Annotated in this window: 13 protein-coding genes; 3 read left to right on the forward strand and 10 right to left on the reverse strand. The window is 66.7% G+C overall.

Going from position 1 to position 18,678, the window contains the following annotated elements:
* Positions 1-31: 31 nt before the first annotated feature.
* Positions 32-3,034 carry a TonB-dependent receptor gene (locus tag ASE79_RS09505; protein ID WP_082445207.1) on the forward strand — a complete coding sequence of 1,001 codons (3,003 nt, stop codon included), beginning with the start codon at positions 32-34 and terminating at the stop codon, positions 3,032-3,034.
* Between the two features lie 125 nt (positions 3,035-3,159).
* On the opposite strand, the gene ASE79_RS09510 is transcribed toward ASE79_RS09505, so the two are convergent.
* The 9 genes from ASE79_RS09510 to ASE79_RS09550 form a co-directional block, all read right to left on the reverse strand.
* Positions 3,160-4,167, reverse strand: coding sequence for a zinc-dependent alcohol dehydrogenase family protein (locus ASE79_RS09510; RefSeq protein ID WP_056415186.1), 1,008 nt, complete (start codon positions 4,165-4,167; stop codon positions 3,160-3,162).
* A 58-nt stretch (positions 4,168-4,225) separates the two neighbouring features.
* Positions 4,226-6,127: a S9 family peptidase gene (locus ASE79_RS09515; RefSeq protein WP_056415827.1), complete on the reverse strand. Its 1,902-nt coding sequence runs from the start codon at positions 6,125-6,127 to the stop codon at positions 4,226-4,228.
* Entirely contained in the window at positions 6,127-8,250 is a 2,124-nt protein-coding gene (locus ASE79_RS09520; RefSeq protein ID WP_082445208.1) for a M3 family metallopeptidase, read from the reverse strand. The genes ASE79_RS09515 and ASE79_RS09520 overlap by 1 nt, the downstream gene beginning before the upstream one ends.
* Before the next feature lie 101 nt (positions 8,251-8,351).
* On the reverse strand, positions 8,352-9,434 hold the full coding sequence (locus ASE79_RS09525) for a metallophosphoesterase (protein WP_235516833.1): 1,083 nt from the start codon (positions 9,432-9,434) through the stop codon (positions 8,352-8,354).
* Positions 9,435-9,571: 137 nt separating this feature from the next.
* On the reverse strand, positions 9,572-10,465 hold the full coding sequence (locus tag ASE79_RS09530; protein WP_056415830.1) for a glycosidase: 894 nt from the start codon (positions 10,463-10,465) through the stop codon (positions 9,572-9,574).
* A gap of 4 nt (positions 10,466-10,469) precedes the next feature.
* Complete coding sequence (locus ASE79_RS09535; RefSeq protein ID WP_056415192.1) at positions 10,470-11,237, reverse strand: SDR family NAD(P)-dependent oxidoreductase; 768 nt, start codon at positions 11,235-11,237, stop codon at positions 10,470-10,472.
* Between the two features lie 236 nt (positions 11,238-11,473).
* Positions 11,474-12,706, reverse strand: a complete 1,233-nt coding sequence (locus tag ASE79_RS09540; protein WP_235516834.1) for an ROK family transcriptional regulator — start codon at positions 12,704-12,706, stop codon at positions 11,474-11,476.
* Between the two features lie 263 nt (positions 12,707-12,969).
* Positions 12,970-14,796 carry a DUF885 domain-containing protein gene (locus ASE79_RS09545; protein WP_056415197.1) on the reverse strand — a complete coding sequence of 609 codons (1,827 nt, stop codon included), beginning with the start codon at positions 14,794-14,796 and terminating at the stop codon, positions 12,970-12,972.
* A 76-nt stretch (positions 14,797-14,872) separates the two neighbouring features.
* Positions 14,873-15,679 carry a class I SAM-dependent methyltransferase gene (locus tag ASE79_RS09550; protein ID WP_056415199.1) on the reverse strand — a complete coding sequence of 269 codons (807 nt, stop codon included), beginning with the start codon at positions 15,677-15,679 and terminating at the stop codon, positions 14,873-14,875.
* Positions 15,680-15,845: 166 nt separating this feature from the next.
* Here ASE79_RS09550 and ASE79_RS09555 point away from each other — a divergent pair, with 166 nt between their 5' ends.
* On the forward strand, positions 15,846-16,106 hold the full coding sequence (locus tag ASE79_RS09555; protein ID WP_056415835.1) for a DksA/TraR family C4-type zinc finger protein: 261 nt from the start codon (positions 15,846-15,848) through the stop codon (positions 16,104-16,106).
* A gap of 55 nt (positions 16,107-16,161) precedes the next feature.
* Positions 16,162-17,022 carry an exonuclease domain-containing protein gene (locus ASE79_RS09560; RefSeq protein WP_156359633.1) on the forward strand — a complete coding sequence of 287 codons (861 nt, stop codon included), beginning with the start codon at positions 16,162-16,164 and terminating at the stop codon, positions 17,020-17,022.
* Here the strand turns inward: ASE79_RS09560 and ASE79_RS09565 are convergent.
* Positions 17,019-18,632 (reverse strand): M28 family peptidase, encoded by a 1,614-nt coding sequence (locus tag ASE79_RS09565; protein WP_056415202.1) that lies wholly within the window; start codon positions 18,630-18,632, stop codon positions 17,019-17,021. The two genes, ASE79_RS09560 and ASE79_RS09565, sit on opposite strands and share 4 nt — an antisense overlap.
* Between the last annotated feature and the right edge of the window lie 46 nt (positions 18,633-18,678).

An 18,678-nucleotide genomic window follows, 5' to 3' on the forward strand; every position in this document is an offset into this window, starting at 1 on the left:
GTCTTGCTCTCGAACCATATTGGGGGAAGACATGTTGCGTAAAATTCGTCTGCATCTTTTGCTAAGCTCGGTCTCGCTCGCCGGGTTCGCCGGCACGCCCGCCCCCGCGCAGGCAGCGCCGTCCGCCTCGCGGACCTTCGCGTTCGATCTGCCGGCACAAGCGCTCGGCGATGCGCTGCTCGCCTTCTCGCGGCTGACGCGGCTGCAGCTGGCATCGTCGCCGGCGGTGTTGAACGGCGCGCGCAGCCCACGCTTGCAGGGGCGGATGACCGCCGCGGACGCGCTCGCGCGGCTTACCGCGGATAGCGACCTGGATGGCAGGATCGTCGACGGCACGGTGACGATCGCGCGCCACAAGCGCTTCGCCACGGCGGCAGCCTCTGCCGCTGCCGTGGCAGGCGATGGCGCAAGTGTTCAGGTGTCGGAATCGGCGGTCGAGCCACAGGTCGTCGGAGGCGGCGACATCGTCGTGACGGGCTATCGCGAGAGCGTCGCCAAGGCGCAGCAGATCAAGAAGAACGCGACCGGATCGCAGGACGTGATCCTGGCGCAGGACATCGCCGCGTTTCCCGATCAGAACCTTGCGGAAGCGCTCCAGCGCATTCCCGGCGTCGCGATCACGCGCGACAGCGGCGAAGGGCGGCAGATCTCGCTACGCGGCCTCGGCGCGGATTTCACGCGCACGCAGCTCAACAGCATGGAGGTGCTGACCAACACGTCGTCGGGACTGGACAGCCGGTCGTCGGTCAGCCGCTCGCGCGCGTTCGACTATAGCATCTTCGCCTCCGAACTCTTCAACAAGGTCGTCGTCGAGAAGTCCTACGCGGCCGAGCAGGACGAGGGCGGGATCGGCGGGACGGTCGGGCTCCACACCGCCAAGCCGTTCGATTTCAACCGGCTCACCGTGGTCGCATCCGCCAAGGGGCAGATGAACCAATATACCAAGACGGTCACGCCGCGGCTCGTCGGGCTGATCTCCGAACGCTGGGGCGATTTCGGGGTCCTCGCGTCGGTCGCGTACAGCACCGCAGACACGGTCGAATTCGGCTATCGCAACTGGAACTGGTCGCAGATCAATTTCGGTGCCGCCAATGTCGGCCCGGCCATCTCGGCGGCGGACCGCGCGTTGCTGGTCAATGCGACCGGGGGCAGCCGGATCTGGAACAGCCGCGCGCAGACCTATGCGACCTTCTTCAACAAGCGCGAGCGGCTCGGGCTCACCACTGCGCTGCAATATCATCCCGACGATCGCACCGACCTGACGCTGGACGTGCTGTACGGCAAGCTCAACAACGATCGCACATCCGGCGTGATCGGGGCGGCGGGCACCAACGGCATCGCCGCCAACAACGTCACCGGTACGCAGCTGCTGACCGGCGTGAGCTTCGACGACTTCAACGATATCGTCGGCGCGTCGTTCGACCATGTCGACATGCGCACTGAATCCAAGGTCACGCATGACCAGACGACCTTCTGGCAGGCGGCGCTGAACGGCCACACCGATCTCAGCAGCAACCTGACGGTCAATTTTCTCGGCGGCTGGTCGCGATCGACGTTCGATTCCCGCTATGCCGAGGTCTATCTCGAGGCGGTCGGCAAGAGCTATGCCTTTACGGGCCTGAACACCGGGTCCCCGCGGACCAGCTACGGGTTCGACACGACCGACGCGTCGCAATGGGATCTCCAGGGTCTGGAAACGCGCGCGGACCGGATCAAGAGCGAGTTCTACAACACCAAGGCGGAGCTTGCCTGGACCATCGGCTCAGGCTCGACGATCAAGGCCGGGGCCGGGTTCAAGCGCTTCACCAACAGCGGCTGGCAACGCAAGGTCGCGCCCAGCTATGAGGGCAAGCCGGGCATCCCCGACGTGCCGACGACGACGCTGTCTAACAGCACGCTTGCGCCGTACACGATCGGCGACGTCGCAGGGACCTATGCGCTGCTCGGCCAGCCCATGACGTTGACCGCGGGCAACACCGTCGCTGGCACCGCCTACGACCTGCTCGAGAACACCTATGGCGCCTATCTGCAATATGACCTGGCGACTGAACTCGGCACGATCGGGCTGCGCGCCAATTTCGGCGTGCGCTATTACCATACCGACCTCGGGTCATCGGGCACCGCGCTGGTCGGCAGCGCGCTGGTGCCGGTCAACGTGACCAACAGCTATCACGGCTTTCTTCCGGCCGCGAACCTAGCGTTCGACCTCAGCCGGTCGGTCGTGTTTCGCCTCAGCGGCAACCGCAACCTGAGCCGCCCCGCCCTCAGCGACATGCGCGCCGCCGGGACGCTCAACCTCGCCTCGTTCGGCGGCACCATCGCCGCCGGCAACCCCAATCTCGCGCCGTTCAAGGCCGATTCCGTCGAAGCCTCTCTGGAATATTATGACGGCAAGCGCGGTTCGCTCGCGATCGGTGCGTTCTACAAGCACATGGATTCGTACATTACGTCGGAGACCCGGCTGGTCGCGTACGATACGACGGGCTATCCGGCGTCGCTGCTGCCCGTCGGCGTCGACCCTTCGGTGCTGGTGAACTACACGCGTCCCATCAACGGCCCCGGCGCGTCGATCAAGGGCATCGAACTTGCCGCAAAACGCGACTTTGACTTTCTCCCCGCCCCCTTCGACAAGCTGGGCGTCCTCGGCAACGTCACCATCGCCGAGGGATCGACCGACACCTTCTATGCGGGAGTCCCGGTGCGCCTGCCCTTGCCGACGCTGTCGAAATTTTCGTCCAATGCGACGCTCTACTACGATACCGATCGCTGGGGCGTGCGCGGCTCGGTCGCGACACGCTCGCGCTATCGCTGGGGCGATGGCGGCAACGGCAATATCGGCGAGTACATCAAGGGCACGACGAACCTCGATGCGTTCGCCTATGTCAATCTGACGCGCCAGTTCAAGCTGTCGCTCGACGTGATCAACATCACCGACGAGCCGATCGTCCAATATGCCGACGGCACCGCCAAGCGCGTGATGACCAACACGGTGAGCGGACGGACGGTCGCGTTTGGCGGGACCATGCGGTTCTAGCCGAAGCGCACCGGTCCGACGATCGTCGACGCCTGAAACGCCAAGCTGCATAACGGCGGCTATCTACGGAGGTATGGGGTGGCGCAGCCGTCGCGCCACCCCAATCCCTCACCTGACGGAAGGCGTTACCATTCGATCCCGATCTTCCCGAAATGCTCGCCGCTCATCTCGAACGCGAACGCGTCTGCGAGGCGATCGAGCGGGAAGCGGCGGTCGATCACCGGGCGGATCCCGGTCGCATCGAGCGCGCGGACGAACGCCTGCTGGTCGCGGCGGCTGGCTACGATCAGGCCCTGCAGCCGGGCCTGCTTGGCCATCAACGCCGCGGTCGGCACCTCGCCGCCGCGCCCGGTCAGCACGCCGATCAGCGAGATATGCCCGCCGATCCGCACCGCGTCGATCGACTGGCCAAGCGTGCCGGGGCCGCCGACCTCGACCACGTGATCGACCCCGCGGCCGCCGGTCCAGTCGGCGATCCTGCGGCCCCAGTCCGGATGCGTGCGGTAGTTCAGCGTGAAGTCCGCGCCGAGCCTCTTGGCGCGGTCGAGCTTCGCGTCCGACGACGAGGTGATCGCGACGATCGCTCCCATCGCCTTGGCGATCTGCAACGCCCAGATCGATACGCCTCCCGTTCCCAGCAACAATACCGTGTCGCCCGCCTTCAGCCCGCCATCGACGACCAATGCGCGCCATGCGGTCAGCCCTGCGGTCGTGATCGTCGCCGCCTCGACGGAATCGTAGAGCTTGGGGGCGTGCGTGAACGCGGTCGCGGGCAGTACGACATGGGCTTGCGCGAACCCGTCGATCCCGTCGCCCGGCGTGCGACTGAAGTCGCCGATGACCGGTGGTCCGTCCTGCCAATCGGGGAAGAAGCACGACACGACGTGATCGCCCGCCGCGAACTCGGTCACGCCCTCGCCGACCGCCTCGACGATCCCGGCGCCATCGGACAGCGGCACGCGACCATCCGCGCTCGGCATCTTGCCCGTCACGACACCAAGGTCGTGGAAATTCAGCGAACTGCCGTGCAGCGCGACGCGGATCGTGCCGGGCGTGGGATCGCCCGGATCGGCGCGCTCTTCGATGCGCAGGGTATCGAGTCCAGCGGGGGACCGCAGCGTCATGACCTTCATCGCAAACTCCTTGTCTGCGGGTCCTAACGCGCGGTCCCCTCGAACTCTCCCCGTGCGCTTACCGCTGCGTCAGATAGCGGTCGAACCAGGCGACCGATCGCTTGCGGACATCCGCCGCATTGCCCGGCGCCCGGATGGCATGGCCCTCGTCGGGATAGATGACGAGGCTGGTCGGGACGCCCAGCTCCTTCAACGCGTGCCAATATTCGATCGACTGCGTCGGCGGCACCTCGATGTCGCGTTCGCCGACATAGATGAACGTCGGCGTCTTGGCGCGCTTGATGACGCTGATCGCGGAGACCGCGCGATAGGCCTCGGGGTCGTCATAGGCGGATTTGCCGAAGAACGGGATCATCCACTGGTCGATGCCGTTGGTGCCGTAATAGCTGATCCAGTTCGACAGCCCGGCACCGGCCACGATCGCCTTGAACCGGTTGGTCTGCGTGTTCGCCCACATCGCCATGAAGCCGCCATAGCTGCCCCCGGTCAGCCCGAGCCGCGCATCGTCGACGGGCTCGATCTTCTCGACGGCATCGATCCCCGCAAGGATATCGCGCAGATCGCCACCGCCGAAATCGCGACGGTTGGCGGCGGTAAACGCCTCGCCCTGCCCAAAACTGCCGCGCGGGTTGGGCATGAACACGTAATAGCCAGCCTCTAGCAGCGCCGCCGGCCCCGACCCGATGGTGATATAGCTCGGCGTGTTCGCCGACGACGGACCGCCATGGACGATCGTCACCATCGCCGCCTTGCGCGCGGGGTCGGCGGTCTTGGGCGCCAGCAGCCAGCCCTGCACGTCGAGCCCGTCATTCTTCCACGTTACACTGCGCGCCGTGGCGACGGCTGCAAGCGCATCATTATCATGCGTGATCTGGCGCGGCGCGCCGATCGGGCCTGCGAAGATCGCCGGGCCGTGCGTGAAATCCTGCACCGCGGCCGCCATGATGCTGCCGTCCGCGCTATACGCCACGCGGCCATCGCCCGCAGCAAAGCTCGCCGGGCGGCTCCAGCTGACCGTCGTCTTGCCGGCCGGATCGAGCGTCGCGATCTCGGCCGCCTCCGCATGGAGGCGAACCGCGCGCAGCCCGCCCTGCGTCCAGTCGAGCGAGGTGACCGTCGCCTTGGCGCCCGCGGTCCGATTGACGGGTACGCCCCCGGCGACCGGCACGGTCCAGACATCGCCGCCGATCGCGCCGAAATCGCTCATCAGCCCGCCGATATACGCGACCGTCCGGCCATCGGGCGACACGCGCGGCATGTTGAGCTGCGTCTTCGGCTTGGCGATCGTGCGGACCGCCCCGGTCTGCGCGTCGACCGCATCGAGCGTCGCCACCCACCAGTTGTTGTCGCCATTGCCGAGCGCACTCGTCACCACGAAACCGCGACCGTCCGGGGTCCAGTCATATTCGTAGATATAGCGTTCGGCGGGCGACATCGGCTTGACCGTGCCCGCGGCGATGTCGACGATCGCCAAGCGCTGTTCGTCGGTGGTCTCGCCGATCTCGCCGACCTGCCGGACGCCCGCCTGCGTCGCCCCCGCTTCCTTCGCGGCGCCGAACGTGGCGAGCAGCGCCAGCCGCTTGCCATCGGGCGAGAACCGCGGCGTCGACGCGATGCCGTCGATCGCCGCGACCTGCCGTGCGCCGCGCATATCCGCCAGCATCACCAGCGCACGCGCCTCGCCCGGTTTGCGCGCGACGAACGCGATCCGGCCATCGGCCGCAAAGGTCGGTGCGCCATAGCTGCAGGTCGCGCACGGATCGATCGTCTGCGCGATGCCACCATCCGCCACGCGCCGCACGACGATCGCCGCATGCGTCGGCGACGCGGATTCGATGCTGGCGAGACGATCGCCCTTGGGTGCGATCGCCACCGCGCCATATTGATGCACCGGCGCCTGCTGCGCGACCGCGGCAGTCGAAGCGGTGACGAGCAGCGCCGCCATCAGCACTGGCCGCATCACTTGGCGGCCGCCTTCAGGCCCCGGTCTTCCAGCATCGGGCCGATATCGGGATCCTTGCCATAGAACGCCTTGAACATCGGGGCGTAGTCCTGCGTGTGTCCCTTCGACAGGATCATGTCGCGGAATCGCTGGCCGTTCGCGCGCGTGAGGCCCCCATGCGCCATGAACCACGCATAGGCGTCGTTATCGAGCATCTGCGTCCACAGATACGCGTAATAGCCCGCGGCATAACCGCCCGCCCAGATGTGCGCAAAATAGCTGGTACGATAGCGCGGCGGCACGTCCTTCGTGTCGAGCCCCATCGTGTTGAGCGCCTTGGTCTCGAACGCATCGACGTCCTGCGGCCCGGCGGAAGCGGGCAGCGAATGCCAGTCCTGGTCGAGCGTGGCAGCGGCCACCAGTTCGCCGAGCTCATACCCCTGGTTGAACTTGGCCGCGTTCTTGATCTTCGTGACCAGCGCTTGCGGCATTACCGCGCCGGTGCGGTAATCCTTGGCGTAGTTCGCGAACACCTTGGGATCGAGCGCCCAATGCTCGTTGAACTGCGACGGGAATTCGACCCAGTCGCGCGCGGTGTTGGTGCCCGAGACCAGCGGATAGGTCTGGTTCGCGAACAGCCCGTGCAGCGCATGGCCGAACTCGTGGAACATCGTCGTGACGTCGTCAAACGTGATCAGCGCGGGCTGGCCCGGCGCGGGCTTGGTGAAGTTGCCGACGTTATAGACGACCGGCTTGGTTTTCAGCAGCTTCGACTGGCCGACGAAGTTCGACATCCACGCGCCACCCGACTTGTTATCGCGCTTCCAGTAATCGAAATACATCAGTCCGAGCTCGGAGCCGTCCTTGTCGTAGACGGTGAACACGCGAATGTCCGGCTGATAGGTCGGTATGTCGCGGCGTTCCTTGAAGGCGACGCCGTAAAGCTGGTTGGCAGCGAAGAACACGCCGTCCTGCAACACACGGCCGATCTCGAAATACGGCTTCAGCTCGTTCTGGTCGAGGTCGTACTTTGCCTTGCGTACCTTGTCCGAATAGAAATCCCAGTCCGACGGCGCGAGCGGGAACGCGGCGCCGGTCGCGTCGATCGTCTTCTGCAATTCGGCCGCCTCACGACGCTGCTCGGCGGCCGTCGCGGGCACGAGCTGCGTCATGAAGCCCTTCGCCGCCGCCGGCGTCTTCGCCATCTGGTCGTACAGCGAATAGGCGGCATAGTTCGGATAGCCGAGCAGCTGCGCCTTCTGCGCGCGCAACTGCGCGATCGTCTTGATCAGCGCGCGGGTATCGTTCGCGTCGCCCTTTTGCGAGCGGGTCCAGCTCTGGTCGAACAGCGCGGCGCGGGTCGCACGGTCGGTCAGCGAGGCGAGCGCGGGCTGCTGCGTCGTGTTCTGGAGCGACAGGACATATTTGCCCGGCATCCCGCGCTCCTTCGCGCCCTCCGCCGCCGCGGCGATCTCGGCATCGCTCAAGCCGGCGAGCTTGGCCTTGTCGTCGACCACTAGCGCGCCCGCCTTCGTGCCCGCGAGCAGCTTCTGCTGGAAATCGGTCGTCGCGGTCGAAATCTGCGTGTTAAGCAACCGTAGCTTGGCCTTGTCGGCATCGTTCAGCTGCGCGCCGGCGTGAAGGAAGTCGCTGTGATAGATTTCCAGCACCTGGCGCTGCTCGGCATCGAGCCCCAGCGACTCCTTTTTCGCATACAGCGCCTGCACGCGCGCGAAGAGCTTGGGATCGAGATAGATCGCATCGCTATGCTGCGCGAGCTTGGGCGCCTCGATGCTACGGACCTTGTCGAGCACGTCGTTGGTGTTCGCCTGAGACACGCCAAAGAACGCCTGGCTCGCGCGGTCGAGCGTCCGGCCGGAGCGTTCCATTGCCTCGATCGTGTTGGCAAAGGTCGGTGCCGCGGGATTGTTGGCGATCGCCTTCATCTCGGCGATCTGCTCGGCCATCCCCTGTTCGAGCGCGGGCTGGTAATCGGCGTCGGTGATCTGGTCGAACCGCGGCGCCTGGAACGGCAGCGTGCTGGGCACGGTCAGCGGATTGACGCGCGCCGCCTGGACCGTGGTGGCACCGGCAAGGCAGCACAGAAGCGCGGCGGAACGAAGCAGGGTGGAACGCAGCATCGATGGTTCTCTATGGCAGGAGTGATGACGCGCTTCTTGCATGGACCGCCGACCCGCCACAATGTCTGATTACCGCGTCCGGCGGGCTATCGCAGGCCAGCCTAGGCGCGATTCGACCGCAGCGTGATCCGCGTCATTTCCGCCCATCGACCGAGCCGCAGCGCGAAGCCTGGCCACAGCCCGGTCCCGTTGCTGACGTACAGCGTCATCCCGTCGACGTCGTAGCGTCCCGAGACGAAGCCGCCATTGGCCAGCGCAAAGATCCGGTCGAATCCCAGGATCATGCCCCCATGCGTATGGCCCGACAGCTGCAGCGCGACCCCGCGCGCCGCCGACTGTTGCGCCGCCTTGGGCTGGTGGTCGAGCAACAGGATCGGCACCCCAGCCGGCGCACCGGCGAGCGCCACCGCAAGATCCGGCCCCGCCTGTCCAACTACGGGCGCGGAGAGATCGGTCACACCCGCGAGAACCAGCCGAGCATCGCCGCGCTGGAGCAGCGTATGCGCGTTGGGCAGCATGCGGATTCCCAGCCCCTGAAGATGCCGCATCCACGCCGCATAATTGAAGAAATACTCATGGTTGCCGGGAATCGCATAGACGCCGTCCGGCGCGCGCAGGTCGTGCAGCGGGGCGACGTCAGCCTGCCGCATCGCCACCGACCCGTCGATAAAGTCCCCGGTCACCACGATCACGTCCGCGCCCGACGCATTGGCGCGCGTCACCACCGCATGCGCCCAGTTCGCAGGAAACAGCCGGCTGATATGCAGGTCGGTCAGCTGCAGCACGCGGTATCCGTCGAACTGCGGTGGCAGGTCGCGGATCGTGATCTCGACATCCTTGACGACCGGCACGCGGATCGCGTTGGCGACGCCGATCGCCGCCAGCACCGCGGCAAGCCCCGCGGTCGCATAGCGCACCGCGTCGGGCACCACAGCACCGCGTCGCACCAGCATCGTCGCCAGCGTCGCGAGATCGACCAGCATCTGCAGGATGGCGAGCAGCAGGATCGCGCCGAACGCCCAGTTGAACGCGATCACGACGGCGCGGGGAAATTCGGGCGCGAACACCGACCCCGACGAGAGCCGGCTCCACGAATGATATTGCGACGCCAGCAGCAGCAGCACCGCGACGATCAGCTTGACCGGCACCGTCAGCGACAGCGGCCACAGCCAGCGCCCGATCACGTACAGGCACGGCAGCGAAAAGATCAGCTGGAAGATCGTCTCTATCCTTTGGCGATGCCCCCGGGAACGTTGGGGCCAGCCCCGATACCGCCGCGCCTGCCCGCGTGGCGCAATTTATTTCCGCCGCACCGAATTCCTCAGTGGGAATAGACGCCGATCAGCGCACGCCGCAGCATCCGGTCCTCGAGCGAATAATAGAGCGCGATCCTGTCGCCCTCGATCACGGTCGATGCGGCGAACGCGATATCCGTTGCCTCGCGGCTCACCGCGGGGGGCGGCACCAGCATCGGCTCGATCCCCCGACCGGTCACCCGCTTGAAATCGGCATCGAAGCTGATCCAGCCGATCCGCCACCGCGCGTCGTGCGTCGCGCCATTGTAGAACATCACCGGGTCCTGCCCCGCGATCCGGATGATCGGCCCGGTCGACAGATGCCAATTGTCCCAGCTGTCCTCGCGGATCCCGAACGGATCGGGCATCACCGTCCACGGTCCCTTCGCGGTCGGTCCGCGCGCCATGCCGATCCGCGACGCCTCGTGCGCGGCATATTCGTAGAACAGCCGCCAATCCCCCGCAGCGGTCTGCGCGAGCGTCGCCTCCTTGATGTTGCCCTCGCCCGGCGGCGCCTTCAGAACCAGGTCCTGCTTGACCAGCGTGCTCAGCTCGCGCCCCGCCGCCAGGATCATCGATCCTTGCGCGCGCGCCGCGTCGACCCCGGTGTAATAGACCAGATACTCGTGGTCGGTCACCAGCACGGTCGGATCCTCGCACCCGCCAAGGTCGGCAGGCCCCGGCCCCGGCACGATCGCCAGCCCCGCATCCATCTGGAAGTGCAGCCCGTCCGTACTCGCTCCGCCTGCGATGATCCCGGTCGGATCATGCGGCCCGAGCGGGTGCGGCACGCCGCGGATCATCACGCGGTACAGCGCGCCTTCCTTCCAGACGAATGGGCTCATCAGGTCCATCCCGTCGATCGGCGACGCCGCCGAGAGCGTGACCGTATCGAGTTGCTCGACGACATAGCTGAGCATCGGTTCAGGCCCCTTGCGCAACGGTCAGCGACAGCGCGCCGTCGATCGTCACGGTCGTCCCCGTGATATAATCGGCCGCCGGCGACAGCAGGAACAGGACGAGCGCGGCCACCTCGTCGGGCCGCCCCGCGCGCTTCCACGGGATCGCCGCCTCCTTCGCCGCGAGTTCGGTCGGATGATCGAGCGCGGACTGGTTCATCGGCGTCAGGATCATCCCCGGCGCGACGCCATTGACCGCGATCCCCTTCGGCGCGAGCTCGAGCGCGAGCGTCGCGGTCAGCTGCGACAATCCACCCTTGGCCGAATCATAATCCACCCCGCCGGGCCGCGGCGCGCGTTCGTGGATCGACGAGATATTGACGATCCGCCCGCGAGCATCCTTGGCCTCCAGCGCGCGCACCAGTCGCCGGCAGGTCAGGAAGGGGCCGTAGAGATCGGACCGGATCACGCGATCGAACTGCGCGAGCGGCATGTCGACCAGCTTGACCCCGGTCATGTTCAGCCCCGCCGAATTGACCAGCAGGCTGACCGTCCCAAACGCCTTCTCGGCCGCCGAGAACAGCCGCTCGACCGCGTCCTCGTCGCCAACATTGGTCTGCACCGCCAGCGCGCGATCCGGGCCGCCGATCGCCGCACACACCGCGTTCGCCGCCGCGACGTCCTCGAAATAGGTGATGACCACCCGCGCACCGGCCTCACCCAGCGCCTTGGCGCAGGCAGCACCGATCCCCGATTCTCCCCCCGTGACGATCGCGACCTGATCCTCGAACATGACTACTCCTGACGCCGGTTTCTGCCCCCGTCGCAAGCGCGCATCGCGGGCGCGGTGCAAATGAATTCCGTGTCAGGTCAACGACAAGACCGTCGCGACCAACTCGTTATCCACCGAGGCGCGGTCGTCCGACACTCCTCGCTCGGGATGGATGTAGGAGTGTCAAAGATGCCGCGACCGGGCGAGTTTCGGACGCACGATCGGCTGTTTGCGCGGCGCCCCGATCGCTTTCGAACTCAGGACTTGATCAGGATCGCGTCGGACGGCAGCATGCGGTCGAGGAACGGCAGGATCGCCGCGCCGACCGCGGGGGCATCGCGCGACAACGTCGCGCGGCGGATCGGTGCGGAGGCGGGGATGGTCGCCGCCGCCGCGGTCATCTTGCGATGCGTCTCGTCGGCCAGCCGGTCCAGCACCTCGTCGGGAAGCCGTCCGCCAAGCAGGATCGCCGCCGGGTTCAGCAGGCAGTTGACCGCGGTCACCGCGGGCACCAGCGCGCTCGAGGCCTCGTTCAGCCACCCCGAGAGTGACGACGCGCACGCCGCGGGAAACGGCTCGGTCGGATCCAGTCCGGCGACCGGCATCCCCGCCGCCTCCAGCCGCTGGGTCAGCGCAGACAGCGACACCACGTCCTGCAACACGCGCCCGGGATCGCCCGCAAGCGGCAGGAACCCGATCTCGCCACTGCGACCGGTCGCGCCGCGATAATAGGTGCCGTCGGTCACGATCCCGCCGCCCAGCCCTGCGCTGACTAGGATGTAGAAGAAGCTCGCATGATCGAGGCCGCCGCCGAACTGCGCCTCGCCGATCGCCGCCGCCGCCGCGTCATTGTCGATATGGATCGACCACGGCACCACATCGGCCAACAGCGCCTGCAGGTCGACGTCCCCCCAGCGGTCATAGCCCACCGGCCGGTGCGGCAGTACGACACGGCCCAGATCGTCGGGCAACGCCACCCCGACGCCCAGCACGCGGTCGGTACGGATCACATTGGTCTTGTAGATCTCGGCGATCCCCGCGCGCACGGTCTCGACGACATCCTCGGGCATCGCGAACGCGATCTGGCGCGTGAAGCGCGATCGCACCGTCCCCGCGAGATCGAGCGAGACGAGCGTGACATGATCGCGATCGATGTTCAGCCCGATCGCAAAACAACCGTCCGGGTTGATCCGCAGCCGCACCGCAGGCTGGCCCCGCGCGCCCGTCCGGCGCCCCGCGTCGACGATCAGCTCGGAATCGAACAATCGCGCGGTAATATTGGCGATTGTCGGTGATGTCAGATTGGTCATCGTCGCGATCTCGCTGCGCGTGATGTCCGGATTGCGGCGGATCACCTGCAGCACGACGCGCTGGTTATAGTCGCCCGCGCGTTCCAGATTGGTCCCGGACAAGCTTGGTCCCAGTCGCACCGCGCGTTCGTCCGCGGTCACGCCGCCTTGGATCGCGGGATCGAAATCGGAAAAGTTCAAGCGGCCGTCCAATCCGGGACGCGGTCCGGGGTCGGGATGCAGGTATGGCCAGCACCGCCACCGGCCCGCCCATGGTTGATGACGCGCATACCCGTCTTACCGAGCACCGCCACCGCTAAACCATGCTGTTTCAATCGTCCCCCTTCCCCGCCGTGATCGCGAAAGATCATCTTTTGGTATTGTCGAAGGTCTCGTACCTGCACGGGCAAGTCAACACCGACATTGATCCAAATCGCGATCGCCTTGCGTCATCGGTGCGGCGCTCACTCGGCCTTGCCCCCACCCGCGATCCAGCGGTCGATCTTCTTTTCGAGCACCGGCATCGGCAGCGCACCGGTATCGAGCACCTGCGCATGGAACCCGCGCGGATCGAACTTCGCGCCCAGCGCCGCCTTCGCCTTTGCCTTGGTCCGCGCGATCGTCAGCTGGCCGATCTTGTACGCCAGCGCCTGTCCCGGGATCGCGATATAGCGCTCGACCTCGGCGGTCGCATCGGTCCGCGCCATCGGCGAGTTGGCGAGCATGTACGCGATCGCCTGGTCGCGCGTCCAACCCTTCGCGTGGATGCCGCTGTCGACCACTAGCCGCATCGCGCGCAGCATCTCGTCGTTCAGCCCGCCCATCCGCTGATACGGATCGGTCTCGACGCCGAGCTCCTTCCACAGACTCTCCGAATAGAGCGCCCAGCCTTCGACATAGGCAGTGTTCCCGCCGAACCGCATGAACGCGGGCAGCGCGGTGTTTTCCTGCGCGAGGCTGATCTGGAAATGATGCCCCGGCACGCCCTCATGCAGGAACAACGTCTCCATCTCCCAGGTGTAGCGCGACGGCAGGTCGTAGGTGTTGTAGTAGAACACGCCGGGTCGCGTCCCGTCGGGCGTACCGCCCTGGTACGAACCACCCGCCTCGGTCTTCTCCTTGAACGCGGGCACCGCGCGGATCTCGAGCTTGGTCTTGGGCACCAGCGAGAACTGCTCGGGGATGCGCGTGTAGATCCGCGCCTCGATCGCCTGATACCCCTCGCGCAGTTTTTCCGCGGAGACGGGGGCGAACTTCGGATCGGTCCGCAGATAGGTGAAGAACGCTGGCAGATCGCCCTTGAAGCCGACCGCATCCTTTTGCACGCGCATGTCCTTCAACAGCCGCGCGACCTCCGACAGCCCGAGCGTGTGCACCGCGTCGGCGGTCAGCGGCAGCGTCGTGTTCTGCTCGATCAGATAGGCGTACAGCTTGGCGCCGCCCGGCATCGCCGATACGCCTACGCTCTCGCGAGCCTTGGCGCGGTATTCGTTGGCGAGAAAATCGCGCACCCGCTGTTCGGCGGGCAGGATCACGTCGCGGATCTGCGTGGCATAGGCCGTGCGCAACCGCGCCTGATCCGCCGCGGACATGCTCGCGGGAAACGTCTTGAGCGGTCCGGCGAAGGTCGAGCCTTCGACGCCTTCCTTGATGAGGTTGTCGAACTGGCCGATCATGTTGTCGACCACCAGCCGTGGCTGGACGATCCCGTCCTTCATGCCCTCGCGGAACAGCCCGATCGCGCGGTCGAGCACGGCGGCATATTCTGCGTTGCGCTTCAGGTTGTTCTCATAGTCGAGCAGCGTCTTGAACGGCGCGGCGCCCTGCCCCGACGCGAAATCGGGATAGAAGGTCTGGAAGCCCGAGAAATGATCCATCGGCAGGTCGCGCTGGATCTTGAGCAGGTCGGGCGCATAGCCGCGCAGCGTGATCCGCGTATTCGTCTCGAACACGTCGTACGCGATCTGGTCGACCGCGGTCAGTTTCGCGCGGTCGATCCGTCCGAGCGCGGCGAGATCGGCCTCCGCCGCGGCGCGTTCGGCCGCGGTAAATGCATCGGTCAGGTACGCGCCGAGATGATCGGCGTAGCGCAGGTCGCCGCGGAAGATCGCCGATACCGGGTTCCGCTTCAGGCTGGCCTCGTCGCTCGCATAGAACAACGCCTTGAGCTTGGTATCCTCGACGCTGTCGCCGGCCTGCGCGGTGGGTGGCGGCAACGCCTGACCGACCGCGGCGGTGGAACCGGTAGTTGCTAGACACGCAGCAAGCAGCAGTTTGATCGACACCGGCATATTCCCCACCGTAAGAATGTTACGGCAAGGACTAGGCCGGGCGTTCGACCGCCGCAAGCAACGCCTGAGCAGATCCCTATCGCGGCTTGACGAACTTTAGCGTCATCCGGTCGCTCTCGCCGATCGCGGCATATTTCGCGCGGTCGACGTCCTTCAGCGCATAGTTCGGCGGCAGCGTCCAGACGCCGTTCGGCCAATCCGCGCTGTCCTTCGGATTGGCGTTGATCTCCGACGCGCCCGCCGGCTTGAACCCCGCCGCGGTCGCAAAGCCGATGACCGAGCTCGTCTTCATATAACCGCTCTTCTCCTCCGCCGCGATGTCGCGCGCCTCGGGCAGCCGGTGCTCGACCACGCCCAGCGTGCCGCCCGGCTTGAGCATCTTGAACATCGCCGCGAACATGGCGCGCGCGCGATCCGCGCCGCCGAACCGCCAATTATGGACGTTGCGGAACGTCAGCACGACATCGGCGCTGCCGTCGGGCACGCCCGGCTGCCCGGCTTCTGCCGGAAACGCCGCCAGCCGAACCTTGCCGTATGCCGCCGGGGTCTTCGCCTGCATCGCGCGCACGCCGTTCAGCCCCTTCTCCCACGGCCCCGCCGCGTAATAGACTCCACCGCGCGCGGTCATCGGCGCGAGGATCTCGGTATACCAGCCGCCCGACGGCCAGATCTCGACCACCGTGTCGGTCGGCTTCACCCCGAAGAACGCCAGCGTCTGGGCCGGATGGCGATACCGGTCGCGCGCGACATTGGCGGGCGTACGAGTCGGTGCGGCCACCGCGGCGGCGATCGGCGCAGGCACACGCTGCGCGCTGGCGGCTGTCATCCCCCCCAGGACTAGAACGGGGGCGGCACAGAGCAGGATGCGGGCGTAGCGGTTCATCGTCGACCTCTCGGGATTGCAGCCCGCAGGATGGCCCCGCCGGGCGCGTTCGACAAGCCCGCAATGCCCCCGAAATGCCGTCCAATGAGACGTCCACGCACCGCGACTGGAAACGACAGCAACATTGCCCATATCATCGATACACGCGAAACAAAGGATGCGAATGATGGCGGGCGGTTGGACACGCGACGGCGCGGTGCAGGACCAGATCGACGATACGGTGATGGACGCCGTGCTGGCCGCTCGCGCGCGGATGCCGACCGGCGACAGCGAGCCCTATTGCGCGCAGTGCGGCGACGACATTCCCGAGGGACGCCGGCTCGCGATCCCGGGCGTGCGGACCTGCGTCGCTTGCCAGAGCGGCCGCGACCGCCCTGCCTCCGCGCTGTTCAATCGTCGCGGCAGCAAGGACAGCCAGCTTCGGTAAACGATCGGATGCACGTCGCTTTACTTGGTCTTCTCGGCCCGTCAGGGATCGGCGGATGATCGACTCCATGACCAACCGCGATACCGAGGCCACGACACCCGATTTCGTCGTGATCGACGTCGAGACCGCGTGTTCGCGCGTCAGCAGCATCTGCCAGGTCGGCATCGTCGGTTTCAAGGACGGGCGCGAGATATTCGACTATGAGACGCTGCTCGATCCGCGCGACGAGTTCAACGTCTTCAACACGCGGATTCATGGCATCGCTGCGCACCATGTCGTCGGCAAACCGAGCTTCAGCGACATCCACGCCGTCGTCCACGGCCATTTGTCGGGCCGCACCACCGTGGCGCATTCCTATTTCGACAAGGGCGCGCTGGCGGCCGCATGTCGCATCCACGACCGTGCGATGATCGAGACGACGTGGCTCGACAGCGTCCGCGTTGCCAAGCGCGCCTGGCCCGATCTCGAAAGCCACCGCCTCGGCGTCCTCGCGCGCTATCTCGGGATCGAACATCGGCACCACGATGCGCTCAGCGACGCGCGCGCGGCGGGCTGGGTGATCGTCAAGGCGATCGACCATACCGGGCTGTCGCTCGCCGACTGGCTCGCCCCGCCGCGCGTCGCCGGCCCCGCCCCGCGCGCCGCTGCCGACGGACCACTGCGCGGCGAACGCGTCGCAATCCTCGGCGAGCCGCGCGACGGCAAGCTGGCGCACCTCGCCGCAAGCCTCGGTGCGCGCGTGATGACCGGCGTCGGCAGCTCGACGACGATGCTGGTCGTCGCCGGCCGTGAACCCTTTGGCCGCGCCACCCGCGCCAGCGCCGCGTTCCTCAAGGCGGAGGAACTCCGCCGCGAAGGCACGCCGCTGCGAATCCTCCCCAGCGATGCGTTACGGACGATCGCGGCGCGCGCTTAGCGGCGTGCCGCGTTGGTCTTCGCGCGCTCGATGGCAAACGGCTCGCTCGCGTTCCAACCGGGCCAACCCGCGCCCTGCGCTACCTCGCGCCCCAGCGCATAGGCGACGCTACCCTCCTGCGCCGCGCCGGTCATGTCCCAGCGCCCATCGAACTCGTCGCAGGTCTGGTGATAGCAGCGCGCATTGAACGCATCGCGCTTCGCCTCGCCCGCCGCCGCGCCGCCCATGACCAGATCGCGACCCGCACGGAAATACACGCCCGGCACACCCTTCTGCGCCAGCGCATAGTGATCCGAGCGGTAATACCACCCCGCCTCGGTATTTTCCTCGGGCACGATCCGCAGCCCCTGCGCGCCGGCGACGCGCTTCAGATCGGCCTCCAGTGGAGTCCGGCCGACGCCGATCAGCTCCAGATCGCGCGTGCGCCCCAGCACGACATGCGGATCCAGATTGAACTGCGCCGCGGTCGTCGCAAGCGGCAGGACGGGATGATCCGCATACCAGCTCGCCCCCAGTAGCCCCTTCTCCTCCGCGGTCCACAGCGCGAACACGACCGAGCGACGCGGCCGTGTTCCCTTCGCGAACGCGCGCGCGATCTCGAGCAGCGTCGCGGTCCCCGTCCCATTGTCGATCGCACCATTGCGGATCCGGTCCGCCGGCGGATCGAACGCGTTCTCGCCATAAGCGTCCCAGTGCGCGCCATACAGGATGCTGCCTGCAGCCGGATCGGTACCCGGCAGGATACCGACGATATTATGGCTCTCGACATGGTCGAGCCGGGTATCCACGCGCGCATCGAACGTCGCGCCCTTCAGCTCGACCGCCTTGAAATCCGCGCGTTGCGCCGCGAGTTTCGCCGCCTTGTAGTCGAGCCCACCCTGCCGGAGCAGGCGTATGCCGATGTCGTTGCGCACATTGCCGCGCACGCCGAACGCCGCCGGAATTTCGCCCGTGTCCAACGCATAGCCCGGCACCGCGTCGCCATTGGCGATCTGCAACCAGGGATAGCTGGCGGGGAAGGTCTCGTGGATCGTCAGGAAGCCCGCGGCGCCGCGCTTCTGCGCCTCGGTCAGCTTGGTCCGCGCCGCCGGGCTCGACACGCGGCCGCCAAAGCCGAGATCGCGCCCCGCCTCGACATCGGGATCGCCCGCCAGCGCCACGACGATCTTGCCGCGCACGTCGACGCCGCGATACGGATCATAGCCAAGCGACGGCTCGACCACGCCATAGCCCACGAACACGATCGGCACGCGGTCGAGCGCGGTGGCACCCACGATCCGCGACGACGCCGCGATCTCGACGCCCGGCCGCAGCGGCACTGACGTCGCACCAAGCCGGAGCGTGAACTGCGCCGAATTACGCGTCCAGCGCAGCAGCGGCACGCGCTGGCGATACCCCCCGTCGGTCAGCGGCTGCAGCTTGAGATCGGCAAACCGTCGGCTGAGGAAATCGAGTGTGATCGGTTCGCCGACCTGCGTCGGGCCGCGTCCGTGGAAATCGTCGGCGCTGAGCGTCCGGACGTCCGCCTTGATGCGGTCGGGCGACAGCAGAGGCGCGGCGGGTTCGGTCGCCGCGGTCAGCAGCATGAGCAAGGGCAGGATACGGTTCATGCCGGCAGGGTGAACGGAAAACCCTGCCGGAACAACCCGTTGTTTC

It is taken from the genome of Sphingomonas sp. Leaf28, from assembly GCF_001421685.1.
Lineage (GTDB): Bacteria > Pseudomonadota > Alphaproteobacteria > Sphingomonadales > Sphingomonadaceae > Sphingomonas > Sphingomonas aurantiaca.